The sequence below is a fragment of the Pseudomonas sp. TE21435 genome (assembly GCF_056279265.1).
Window position 1 is genome coordinate 1,114,257 of sequence record NZ_JBWBQZ010000001.1, and the last position, 13,259, is coordinate 1,127,515.

A 13,259-nucleotide genomic window follows, 5' to 3' on the forward strand; every position below is an offset into this window, starting at 1 on the left:
CCTGACTCACGAGACCTGACATGGACGTCCGCCTGTTTGCCTTCCTGGCCCGCCAACGCTCGGCCGCCATTCAGCCCCGTGAGCGCTTCTGCGGGCTGCCCAAGCGCGGCCTGGCGTTCCTGCTGGCCAACGCCATGTTCTGGCAACCGTTGTGGGCACAGGCCGCCGAGGGCGTTGTGGTCAGCGGGCCGGGCACCCGGCTGGACCAGGCGGGCAACGGCGTGCCGATCATCAACATCGCCGCGCCCAACGGCAGCGGCCTGTCACACAACCAGTTCAGCGACTACAACGTCGGCCAGCAGGGGCTGATCCTCAACAACGCCACCGAGCGTACCCAGGCTACCCAGCTGGGCGGGATCATCCTTGGCAACCCGAACCTGCAAGGCCAGGCGGCCAGCACCATCCTCAACGAGGTCAACGGCGCCAACGCCAGCCAGCTGCGCGGCTACACCGAAGTGGCCGGGCATGCGGCCAAGGTCATCGTCGCCAACCCTCACGGCATCACCTGCGATGGTTGTGGTTTCATCAACACGCCCCAGGTGACCCTGAGCACCGGCAAACCGCTGCTCGATGGCCGTGGCGCGCTCAGTGGCTATCAGGTGGAGGGCGGCAGCGTTGCGCTGGAAGGCGCCGGGCTGAATGCCGACAACGTCGAGCGCTTCGACATCATCACCCGCTCGGCGCGCCTGAACGCGCAGTTGCGCGCCCGTGAGCTGAACGTCATCACCGGGCGCAACGATGTCGACGCCCAGACCCTGGCCGCGACACCGCGCGCCGGCAATACCACCGATGCGCCGGCCCTGGCCATCGATTCCAGCGCCCTGGGCGGCATGTACGCCGGGGCCATTCGCCTGGTGGGTACCGAGGCGGGTGTCGGTGTGCGCCTGGCCGGGGACCTGATCGCCAGCGGAGGGGACATCCAGCTCGATGCCAATGGCCAGCTGAACCTGGCGCAGACGCGTGCCACCGGCGCAATGAGCATCAAGGCTGCCAGCCTTGAAGCTCAAGGCCCGCTATACGGCGAGTCGACCCTCAAAGTCGTCACCAGCGGCAACCTGAGCAACCACGACAGCATGGCCGCCCGCTCCGGTGTAACCCTGGAAGTTGGCGGCCTGCTGAGCAACCACGGCGTGATCGAAGCCGGGGTCAACCCGGATACCGGTCGCAACGCCGAGGGCGACCTGACGATCAACGCGCAGAACCTCGACAACCGTGGCAAGACGCTTGTCGCCAGCCGTGACCTGATCCTCACCACTCGCGAGTCCCTGAACAACCAGGGCGGTACCCTCAGTGCCGGGCGTGACGGGCGGATCAACGCCGCTACCCTGGATAACCGCAACCAGGGGCGTGTACTTGGTGCGCGAGCGCAAACGATCCACAGCAACCAGTTGCTGGACAATCGGGGCGGGCTGGTCACGGCGCAGGCGCTGGAGGTCGCGGCGGCCCGGGTGGACAACCGGGGCGGTGAGTTGTCGAGCCGTGGCACTGCCAACCTGCAGGCGGATCACCTGGACAACAGCGAGGCTGGCAAGGTATTGGCGGCTCAGGCGTTGACCCTGCATATCGCCGGCCTGCTGAACAACCAGACCGGCCTGGTCGATGGCAACACGCTGGCGATAACTTCCGCCAGGCTGTTCAACCGGCAAGGCAGCCTGCACAGCGTTGCCGACCTCACCCTGAATCAGTCGGACTTGCTGGACAACCAGGCGGGCAAGATCGTCGCCGGGCAGCGGGCGACCCTGGCACTGGGCAAGCTGGACAATCAGAACAAAGGGCATCTCGAAGCCAAGGGCGATATGCAACTGGCCACGGGAGAACTGCTCAACCAGCAGGGCGGGAGAGTATTCAGCGAGGCGGGGCTGACGCTTGACCTGGCTCGTGGGCGGTTGAACAACGACGGTGGTCTTGTCGCGGCGACGGGGCCGCTGGTATTCGAACGACTGGCCGATGTCTTCAACCGCCAGGGTGAGATTTCCAGCGGCCAGTCATTCGTGCTGAGTGCGGACAGCCTCGACAACACCCAGGGCAAAGTCCTGGGTGACCAGGCGGTGACACTGCTGATTACCCAGGCGCTGAACAATACCAAGGGTCGTATCGCAGCAGCCGGCATAGAGCTACGCAGTGGCACGCTGAACAATCTGGACGGCACCGTTGCCAGTCGCGCGGGGCAGCAAGTTTACGTGCAGCAGGTGCTGAACAACCAGCAGGGTGAAATTTCGGCTGCGGGTACGCACCACCTGGAGGCGGGTAGCCTGTTCAACCTGAAGGGGCACGTGCTCTCCGACACGCAACTGAGCGTCAAGCTGCGCGGGGCGTTGAACAACCAGGCCGGGGTGCTCGGCGCTGCCGGCCTGCTCGACGTCAAGGCATTGAGCCTGGACAACCGGGCACAGGGCAGCCTGGCATCCGACGGCCGGCTTGAGCTGCGGCTCGATGGCGTCCTGGACAACCGCAACGGCTCTGTCGCGGCTTTGGGCAGCCTGGAGCTGCATGCCACAAAGGCCGACAACCGGGTTGGCGGCCTGATCGGCAGCGACCAGTCGAGCATCTTGCGTGTGGCCGAGGTGGACAACCGTGGTGGCGAGATCTCTGCCCAGAACGGCATCGACAGCGCCGGTCAGGTACTGGATAACAGTGGCGGCAAGCTGCTGGGTGGTACCCGCCTGGCTCTTGCTCTGGAGCATCTGATCAACGGCAGCGCCGGGCTGGTTTCCGCTCGGCAGATCAAGCTTGAAGGTGCACGCCTGGACAACAGCGCGGTGATTTCGGCGGGGGATCGGCTCGACATCCACCTGCAGGATCGCGGCGTGCCGGGGCGTGGCGGCGTGCTGGACAACCAGCAGGGGCATCTGGAAAGCGAAGGTGAGCTGCTGCTCGAGACCGTGCGGCTCGATAACCGCAAAGGGGTCGTTTCCAGTACGCGAGAACTGACGGTGACCACGTCGACGGATGTCGACAATGCCGCAGGCACGCTTGAAAGCGACGCCGGGCTGACACTTGCCAGCTCCAAGCTGAACAACACCCAAGGGGTGATCAACAGTCGTCTCGCAGCGACGGTAACCACTGACCGCTTCGATAACCAGCAAGGCCGCCTGAGCAGCGCAGGGAAGCTGCAATTGGACGCCGGGCAGGTCGACAACAGCGCCAAGGGGCGGATTGCCGGAGGCCAGGTACTGCAGGTCCACGTCACCGGGCTGGACCAGCAGAACGGTGAACTGTACAGCCCCGGCGACCTGAGCCTTGACGTGCAGCATGGCCAACTGAACAACCAGGGGGGGCTGATTCACAGCGGCGGCAAGCTGACTCTCAAGCAGCTCAAGGAGGTTGCCAACCAAGGCGGTGAGATTTCCAGCGACCAGGCTTTCGAGATGGTTGCGCGACAGCTTGATACCAGCGAAGGCAAGGTGCTGAGCAAGCAGGCGCTGACCCTGACGCTCGAACAGGCATTGACCTCGCTCAAGGGGCAGATCCACGCCGCGTCACTGATTGTGAAAGCCGCCAGCCTCGACAATCGGGAGGGTCTGCTCAGCAGCCGTGGCCTGATGACCATCGACCTCGGTGAACAGGGGCAGTTGCGCAACACCGCCGGCACGCTGTTTGCCGATGGCAAGCTGTTGCTGCGCGGCGAGACCCTGGACAACGCCAAGGGGCATGTGGCCTCCCGGCAGGACCTGGAGGTGCATGGCGCACAGATCGACAACCAGGCCGGCGAATTGATTGCCGAACGCGGTTTGATGCTGACCGGCGAGCGCCTGGACAACCGTGACAAAGGCCTGGTCAAGGCAGGGCTTGACGCCCAGATGACCGTCGACGACCTGGACAACCGCGATGGCGAGATCGCCAGCAAAGGTGCACTCACGCTCACCGGCAAGGTCCTGGACAACAGCGACAGTGGCCGGATCCATACCGACGCTGCCCTGGATCTAGGTTTCAATCGGCTGCTGAATCTGAACAAGGGCGAGCTGTCGGCCAAGCAGGCTATCACCTTGATCGGCAGCGGCCCGCTCAGCTCGCTGGACAACAGCGGCGGCAGGCTGTCCGGCGACGGGCCGGTGAAGCTGACCTTGACCGGCGCGGTGCGCAACGTGGACGGACGCATCAGCAGCGAAGACAGTCTCAGCGTGGCGGGCGCAAGCCTGGACAACAGTGGCGGTAGTTTTTCCAGCGCCCTTGACCTGATTCTGGAAAGCCAGGGCAAGATCGAGAACCTGCGCGGAAAACTGGTCGGCGATGGCGACCTGAAGCTCACCAGCGCTGGCCTGGACAACCGTGAAGACGGCGTGGTCACGGCCAAGGGGCAGGTGACACTGACAACGGCTGAGCTGGACAACAGCCAGCGCGGACGGATCATCGCCGGCACCCTTTTGCAACTGAATGCCGCCGAGCTACGCAACAACGGCGCAGGCCAGATTGCCGGCAAGTCCGTGTTGGCCAGTGTCACGGGCCTGGAGCAGAAGGGCGGCAAGCTGTTCGGCGCCGACAGCCTCACCCTGGACTTGAACAATGGCGACCTGAACAACCAGGGCGGCACGATCAACACCCCAGGGCTGCTGCTGATCAAGCAGTTGCGCGACCTGTACAACCGTGACGGCGAAATCTCCAGCAGCGAGCAGTTCAGTCTACTTGCGCGCACCCTCGACAACAGCGGCGGCCGCCTGATCAGTCATCGCCAGTTGAACCTGGATGCCACGCAACTGACCAACGCCAAGGGCCTGGTCTCCGGTTGGCAGGGTGTACGCCTAGACGGCGGCAAGGTCGACAACCGCGACAGCGGGACAGTGTCCAGTCGCGATGGCAGCGTCGTCGTCGATCTTGATGGCGTGTTGCTCAATGGCCAGGGCGGCGCCCTGGCCAGCCGGCAGGAACTGGCGATCCAGGCCACGGCGCTGGACAACCGCGGCGGTGTGCTGGCCAGTGGTGCCGGCCAGCGCCTGATCCTAACCCAAGGTAGCTTCGACAACAGCCAGGGTGGGTTGCTGGACAGTGCCGCCGAGGTTTATCTGAAGGCTGCGGGCCTGAACAACAGCGATGCGCGACTGATAGCCAAGGGGCCCGTGACCTTGGTGCTGGACGGTGACCTGGACAACAGCCGCGGCAAGCTGCTGAGCGCCGCCTCGCTGCACGTGGCCAAAGCCGGGCAGGTGACCAACCAGGGCGGCGAGCTGGGCAGCCAGGCGGGGCTGACCGTGCACGCCCAGAGTATCGACAACAGTCATCGCGGCACCTTGGCCGCCGTGGCTGGCGTGGACATCGACAGCAAAGGGTTGTTGAACAACAGCGATGAGGGCTTGCTGCACAGTGACACCGCAGCACTGAACATCGTTGCTGGCAGCCTGGACAACACCAAGGGCAAGCTGCAAAGCCTGACTGACATCACCGTCGTCACCAGTGCCAGTCTGGTCAACCAGAATGGTCAGCTGATCGCCCGGCAAGGCGATGTCGGCCTCACCGCTGGCGACCTGAACAACGGCAACGGTGTGCTGGCCAGCCTCAAGGGGGCGTTGCAGGCCGAGATCAAGGGCGGCCTGCTGAGCAACCAGGGTGGTGTCATCCAGGCCCGGCAACTGACCCTGACGGCGCTGGCCGGGTTGCACAACCAGGGCGGGCGCATGGCCTCCCAGGCCGGCGCAACGACCATTCGCAGCAATAATTTCATCAACCAGGGCGGCGGCCTTTACGCCAATGGCCTGATCAGCGTGATCGGCGGTCGCCTCGACAACAGCGCCGGTGGACAGATCGCCGGGCAGAGCCTGAACTTCGGCCTGGGCAATGCGCTGTACAACCGTGGCGGGGTCATCGAAAGCGATACCGCCTTGAGTATCGGCGCAGACAGCTTCGACAACCAGGGCGGTCAGTTGCGCGCGCTGGGCAACTCAGGCAAGACCGACCTACGTATTGCCGGCCTGCTCGACAACCGCTCGGGTGTGCTGGAAACCAGTAACCATGACCTGGGCCTGAGCGCCGGCAGCTTCCTCAACACCGGTGGTCGCTTGCTGCATGGTGGCCAGGGCGACTTCGGCGTGAGCCTGGAAAACCTGTCCACGGCCGGTGGCGAAATGGCCACCCTCGGTGGCCTTACCATCAATGCCGCCAACTGGACCACCAACAGCGTGATCCAGGCCGGGCGCCTGACCGTCAACGTGGGCCAACTGACCCTGAACCAGGGAGGGCGGTTGCTGGCTTCGCGCAGCTTCGTCGGCAGCGGCGGCAACTGGGTCAACAATGGCCTGATCGCCAGTGACGGCGATTTCAGCCTGAACCTCGGCGGCAGCTACAGCGGCAGTGGTCGCGCCAGCAGCCTGGGCGATCTCAAGCTCGATGCCAACAGCATCGTCCTGGGGGCGAGCACCAGCATTGCCGGCGGTGGCACCACCACCATCGGCGGCCTGGGTACCCTGTCCAGCCTGACCAACCATGGGCGCCTGACCTCGGCCCAGGCGCTGGATGTACGCGCGTCGCGCCTGGACAACTACGGCACACTCGCCAGTGCCACCACCCTGAAGATCAACAGCGCCGAGGCACTGAACAATGCCAATGCCCTGATCTTCAGCGGCACCGACATGACCTGGTCGGTCGGCAGCCTGAGCAACACCCTCGGCGAGATCTACAGCCTGGGCAACCTCACCGTCGAGGGCCGTTCGCCCGGCACCCGCGCCGCGGTGCTGAAGAACATCTCCGGCAAGATGGAGAGCGCCCGCGACTTCAACATCAGGGCCGAGCAATTCATCAACGAACGTAACAACTTCAAGGTGACCTCGGAGTTGTATTCGTCGGCCATCGGCCAGCGTTGCTACAGCTGTACCAGCCTGCCGTATGGAGTTTCGAATTCGAAGAAGTGGCCCTACCACCTGGTATGGATCCAGCAATACAAGACCACCGTGTCCGGCGACCCAAGCTCGGTTGCGGCCAGCATCAATGCAGGCGGTAACCTGGACGTTCAGGGGACCAGCTTCAGCAACAGCAATTCGACGGTATCGGCCACGGGCAACATCACCGTAAATGTGGCGAACTTCCAGAACACCGGCACTGCGCTGGGTGACTACATCAGTGCCAAATACCTGGAGGTCAAGCCCAAAGGCTTCGGCCAGATCAGCGAACTGATCACCTATAACCAGTACAACGATGCTTCCTACGCCAAGGACTGGTGGTTCATCAACCCGGCAGGGGAGGTGTCTCGGGCGCCGACAGTCGTTTACCGATGCTGTGCCACGCCGAGTGAAACCTTCGTCGCCTATGGCCTGGAGGTATTCGCCCGCGACGACCATATCATCGGCGCCAGGGGCATGGGTGAGTCGATGTTCAGCTCCGGGCAACGCATGGAGCTTCCCGCCTACGTCGCCAATGCGCGGGTATTCGAAGAGAAGGTGATCGAGACCGGCACCGTCAGCAGTTATGTGCCTGCCGTGATCCAGGCGGGTGGCAATGTCACCATCAATGCCGGTCAGCGGCTGGGCAACGGTGTGGAAAAACCGTTCAGCGCGCCCAATGGTTTTGGGGGGCGCGGGACCAATACGGCAGCCACCTCCGCCCAGCCGACGCTGATCAGCATCCACAAACAGTTGCCGCCGGAGCTGGCCCAGCAACAGGTCAATCCGCTGGAGCTGCCGGGCTTCAGCCTGCCCACCGGGCAGAACGGGCTGTTCCGCCTGAGCACCAGCGAGGGCGTGGTCAGCGTGCCGTCTTCGTCGGGCTGGACCCTGGGCGGCTCGAGCATCAGCCTGGCCGACCGTGACCGACCACTGCCGATTACCCCGGGGCGGGATTCGCAACTGGCCAACCTGCCGCAGGTGGAGGCGAGCGTCCGCGCGGTGGATCCCACCCAGCGCGAACGCCTGGATCTCGATACCCGTGCCACCTCGGTAGCCCTCGACAACAATGGCAACGGCAGTGGCCGGCTGCCGGGCCGCACTACCGAGGGCGTGGGCCTGACCGCGCTCGATCCGCTGGCACTGAGCCGGCCGGCGCCGTGGGGCCAGTCCAAAGTGGTACCGCCGACCAGCATCCATCAGGTCCAGGGCCTGCCGGACAACAGCGGTCGCTCGCAGCCGCACAAATACCTGATCGAAACCAACCCGGTACTCACCGACCTCAAGTCGTTCATGAGCTCGGACTATCTGCTCGGCAACCTGGGCTATGACCCGGACAAGAGCTGGAAGCGCCTGGGTGACGGTTTCTATGAGCAGCGGCTGCTCCAGGATGCGGTGCTGGCGCGCACCGGCCAACGTTTCATCGATGGCCAGACCAGCAATGAAGCGCTGTACCAGTACCTGATGGACAACGCCATCGCCAGCAAGCAGCAACTGAACCTGAGCGTAGGCGTGACCCTGACCGCCCAGCAGGTCGCAGCCCTGACCCACGACATCGTCTGGCTCGAAGAGCATGTGGTCAACGGCGAGAAGGTGCTGGTGCCGGTGCTCTACCTGGCCCAGGCGAACAATCGCCTGGCGCCCAACGGCGCGCTGATCGCGGGCAACGATGTGACCCTCATCGCCGGTGACAGCCTGACCAACGCCGGTACGCTCAAGGCCAACAACAACCTGTCGGCCAGCGCAGGCAAGAACCTGGTCAACGCCGGCCTGATCGAGGCGGGCAATCGCCTGGACCTGCTGGCCGGCGACAGCATCCTCAATGGCGCCGGTGGCATCCTCAAGGGGCGCGATGTCAGCCTCAATGCGCTGCTGGGCGATGTGGTCAACGAGCGCAGTGTCACCAGTTTCGAAGTCGGTGGTAGCCGCCGCGACTACGTCGACAGCGCCGCGCGCATCGAGGCCGGTAATGACCTGAGCATCGGTGCCGGGCGCGATGTGATGAACATGGGCGGCGTGATCAAGACCGGCCGTGACCTGGACATCAATGCCGGGCGCGACCTGGTGCTCAGCTCGGTCGAGCAGCAGAACAGCGACAACTGGGGCCGCTGGCACCAGAAAGAATCGATCACCCAGCACGTCGGTACGATCGAGGCGGGCCGTGACATGACCCTGGCTGCCGGTCGCGATTTCGCCGCGATTGCCAGCGAGGTCGAGGCCAAGCGCAACATCGCCGTCAACGCCGGGCATGACCTGACGCTGACCTCTGCCGCCAACGAGGACCATTTCTATTCCAAGACCAAGAAAGTCACGCGTCAGGAAGATCATGTCCGCCAGGTTGCCACCAGCTTCAAGGCCGGCGGCAACATCGACCTGTCGGCCAGCAACGACCTGACCCTGATTGCCAGCCGCGTCCAGGCGGGCGACGAAGCCTACCTGGTGGCGGGCAACGATCTGGCGTTGCTGTCGGCCGAAGACCGTGACTACTCGCTGTACGACAAGAAGTCCAAGGGCAGCTGGGGCAGCAAGGCGACCAAGCGCGACGAGTCGACCCGAGTCACCCACGTGGGCAGCGAAATCAGCAGTGGCAGCCACCTGACCCTGGTCAGCAGTGGCGACCAGCGCTATCAGGCGGCCAAGCTCGACAGCGGCGGCGACCTGACCCTCGACAGCGGCGGCGATATCTACTTCCAGAGCGTCAAGGACCTCATCCAGGAGAGCCACGAGAAGAGCAAGAGCAGCCTGGCCTGGTTCAGCATGAAGGGCAAGGGCAGCACCGACGAGACCTTCCGCCAGAGTGAGCTGACGGCCAAGGGCGACCTGGTGATCAAGGCCGCCGGCAAGATCCATGCAGACGTCAGGCAGGTCAGCCAGGAATCGGTGTCCGAGTCCATCGATGCGATGGTCGAGGCCGATCCGAGCCTGGGCTGGTTGAAGGAGCTCGAGGCTCAAGGCGGCGTCGACTGGCGCCAGGTGCAGGAGATCCATACCCGCTTCAAGTATGAAAACTCGGGGCTCGGCGCCGGCGCACAGATGGTCATGGCCATCCTCCTGGCAGCGGTGCTCGGCCCGGCCGGTCTCGGCCTTGCCGGCGCCCAGTTGGCCGGCGCGGCGGCGCTGGCCAACACCGCGCTCAACAGTGCCATCAGCAATAAGGGCGACCTTGGCCAGGCACTCAAGGACACACTGAGCAAGGACAGCTTGACCAACGCCGCGATCGCTGCGATCACTGCCGGCATCGCAGAAAGCTACTTCGGCGACATCGCCAAGACCAAGATCGTCGATGGCAAGTCGGTGGTCGACCTCGGGTCGCTGGAAGGTATCGGTCGTTTCGGCGCCCAGCAGTTGGCCATCGGTGCGGCTTCCGGCGCGGTAGGGCAAGCGTTCGGGCGTGACGCCGATGTGCGTGCGATCCTCCAGTCGGCGGTGTTCAACACCCTGGCGGCGACGGCCTTCAGCACTGTGGGGGACGCCAACCTGCGTACCGGCAGCCCGGAGAAGGTCGCCCTGCATGCGCTGGTCGGTGGTTTTGTCGCCCAGGCCGCTGGCGGCGACTTCGCCACCGGGGCCATCGCGGCGGGTGCCAACGAGTTGCTGGCCAACCAGTTGCGCCGGATCGCCACGCAGATGGACCCGGTCAATCGCGACGCGCTTATGCTGATCGCTTCTCAGCTGGTGGGTGTGGTGACGGCGGCGGCGCGAGATGAGGGTGATGGCAAGCGCTTGCAGGATGGCTCGTGGATCGCCAGTACCGCGACGCAGTACAACAACCTCAATCACAGCGACATGGGCGACTTTGTCGCCGACATGAACGACTGCGGCAACAACACCGCGTGCCAGGAAAAGTTCTGGATCGCCAATGGCCACAAGAAACTCAGCGACGAGAACTACGAGCAGGCCCTGAAAACCGGAGGCGTGGCGTTCGCACGCTCTCAACAGCTGGATATCGAAGCTGGCCTGACGGTGCTTGAAGGCCTCAAGTGCACCAATGCCACGTGCCAGGGTTACAAGGACCAGTTGATCGAGCGTGCTGTGACTAGCATGCAGACATTGGCGGAAGTCACCGGCAGTTGGGAGCCGTTCCTGCAACTGATTGGTGAACTGCCAGGTCGCAAGCTGGTTACAGAGCGGGTGCTGGGTGTCACGGAAGGCGCGATGAAATCGCCAGGCGTGCGCGCGGCGGTAGAGCGGGCAACTGAGATCAAGGCGATCCGCAAGGCCGAGACCGAGGCGCTGGAAACTGCAAAAACCGCCGGAGCGAGCACCATCATCGGTGGCAAGAACTGCGTCTACTCCTGTGTGGTCGATGGGGTGACCCGTTATGTCGGGATCACCAGCGACATTACCAAGCGTGGCCAGGCACATTTGCGCGAAAAGGGCATCGTCATCGAGCAGATCCCGGGCTTGAAGAACCTGTCGCGTTCCGATGCCCGTGCTGTCGAACAGACGTTGATCAATTACCATGGCCTGGGCAAGGATGGCGGTACGCTACTGAACAAGATCAATTCAATCTCGGCGACCAAGAACCCGAGTAAATACGAGCGGGCTCTGGTTCGCGGCGCCGAACTACTGAAAAAAGTGGGATACCAAGGTTTTTAAATGGCAAAGAAAGTAAAGCTGGGCGACATCCTGCAAGTACTGACCAGCGAAGGCGTGGCCTATGCGCAGGTCACGCACAAGCACCCGGAGTATGGTTTCCTGATCCGGGTATTACCGGGCTTCCATGCGCAACCGCCAAGCGACTACACCGCCCTGGCCGACGCCGAGCCGCAGTTCTCTGTGTTTTTCCCGGTTCAGTCGGCGGTCAACCAGGGGTTGCTGACGGTGGTCGGCAATGTGCCAGTCAGTCCGGTACTGCAGGCGCTGCCGACTTTCCGCGCGCGCGCGGGCGGCCCGGGGGGCTCGCTCTGGCTGTGGGATGGGGAAGATGAGGTCCGGCTCGACCGCGGGCTGACCGCGCAAGAGCAGTACTATCCGGTCAGGGGCATCATCAGTGCACCGTTGCTGGTGCAACGCATCGAGCAAGGTTATCGGGCGCACACGCACGAGGTGTGGTGACGTGTCATCGCGGTAAACCGATGATGATCGTCTTGCTCTTTAGGAGCGGCCTTGCGTAGCAGCCCCGCGATTGATGCGTCAGCGCTGAAACCTGTGGCCGCTTCGCGGTGCAAGGCTGCTCCTGCAGAGGGCGCGCCTGCCCCAGGCAAAATAGTTTTGAAAAGCAAAGTTTGGCGGCTCCATTTCACACGTTGGAGTCAAGACATGCTGAAGATTGTCCCCGATCCACCTTCCTCCCAAGACCACGCCCACTTCCTCGAAGACACCTTGGTACGCGCCATCGAGTACGCCTTCTGCGCCCTCACGGTGGCCAACCAGGCCGTGCAGCTCAAGCCCCGGTCACCCGGCGCGATCCTGATGCTGGCCGCCGCCCACGAGATGGAGGCGGTGCGCACGTTGCTCGAATCCGCCCTGACCCAGGTACAGCACTCGGCCCAAGCGCCGGGCGAGCCCCGCACGCTGCACTAGCCGACGACGTTTTCAGGGAGATCGATCATGACCACAGACGATGGCAAGACCCCGCTCACGCCGGGCAAGACCCGTTACTATCAGGGCGAGGGCAAGCATGCCCAACCGCTGTTCTGCATCGAACCTGGCATCCCTTGCCTGCATGCCCGCGAACAGGCGTCGGAGCTGATGGACTATGTGCGGCACCTGACCTTGGTCGGGGTGATGGATGAAGACCCGCGAATGGTCTGGGCCGCGCACTACCTAAGTGCCCTGGCCAAGGCGCTGATGGATGATGCGGAGCTGGGGATGGCGCATTAGCCCACGGATCTCCGCGTCCGCCTGCAGGTGCGGCGCAAGGCCGTTCCTGCCGGCTTATTCTTCTGCCTGGCGTGACAGATACACCGGCGGCACCTGGTCTACCAGCCAGACACCGTTGTCCGCTTGATAGAACACTGCTCCCGCTGCACACATGGCCTGGGTATCGACCGTGAGCAGCACCGGCTGGCCATAGCGCTTGCCCACCGCCAACGCAGTCTGCGGATCCTCGCTCAGGTGCACATGGTGACGGCTGCCAGGAATCAGTCCCTGTGTTTCGATGGAGGCCAGGAAACGGCAGGCGGTGCCGTGATAGAGCAGGGTGGGTGGCGCCTTGGCGACGTGGCGCACTTCGACCTGGGCGCTGCTGTGACCCTGGGCGGCGCGGATGCGGCGGCCATCGTCGGAAAGGGTGAAACGGCGCTTGTCATTGGTCTCGACCACTTCACGCAGGGCGTGCAGGTCGAAGACATGACCTTGCCTGCCGGCGCCGTGGATCAGCGCATCGACATCGGCCCAGCCGTCGCGGTCGAGGGACAATTCGATGGATTCGGGGGCGTGGCGCAGTACGTAGCTGAGGAACTTGCTGAGGGCGTCGCGTTGTTTCTGGTTCACTGGAAAGGTCCTTTT

5 protein-coding genes are annotated in these 13,259 nt (G+C 63.9%); 4 read left to right on the top strand and 1 reads right to left on the bottom strand.

Annotation, left to right across the window (positions count from 1 at the left end):
• Positions 1-20: 20 nt before the first annotated feature.
• From ACZ9C1_RS05035 to ACZ9C1_RS05050, 4 genes are all read left to right on the top strand, one after another.
• Positions 21-11,405: a two-partner secretion domain-containing protein gene (locus ACZ9C1_RS05035; RefSeq protein ID WP_476253681.1), complete on the top strand. Its 11,385-nt coding sequence runs from the start codon at positions 21-23 to the stop codon at positions 11,403-11,405.
• Positions 11,406-11,864, top strand: coding sequence for a hypothetical protein (locus ACZ9C1_RS05040; RefSeq protein ID WP_277503900.1), 459 nt, complete (start codon positions 11,406-11,408; stop codon positions 11,862-11,864).
• A 204-nt stretch (positions 11,865-12,068) separates the two neighbouring features.
• Positions 12,069-12,332, top strand: a complete 264-nt coding sequence (locus ACZ9C1_RS05045) for a hypothetical protein (RefSeq protein ID WP_277503901.1) — start codon at positions 12,069-12,071, stop codon at positions 12,330-12,332.
• A gap of 27 nt (positions 12,333-12,359) precedes the next feature.
• A complete protein-coding gene (locus ACZ9C1_RS05050) occupies positions 12,360-12,632 on the top strand; it encodes a DUF3077 domain-containing protein (RefSeq protein ID WP_277503902.1) in 273 nt (90 codons plus the stop codon).
• A 54-nt stretch (positions 12,633-12,686) separates the two neighbouring features.
• Here the strand turns inward: ACZ9C1_RS05050 and ACZ9C1_RS05055 are convergent, their stop codons facing one another.
• Positions 12,687-13,244 (bottom strand): RNA 2'-phosphotransferase, encoded by a 558-nt coding sequence (locus ACZ9C1_RS05055; protein ID WP_457378724.1) that lies wholly within the window; start codon positions 13,242-13,244, stop codon positions 12,687-12,689.
• Positions 13,245-13,259: the final 15 nt, after the last annotated feature.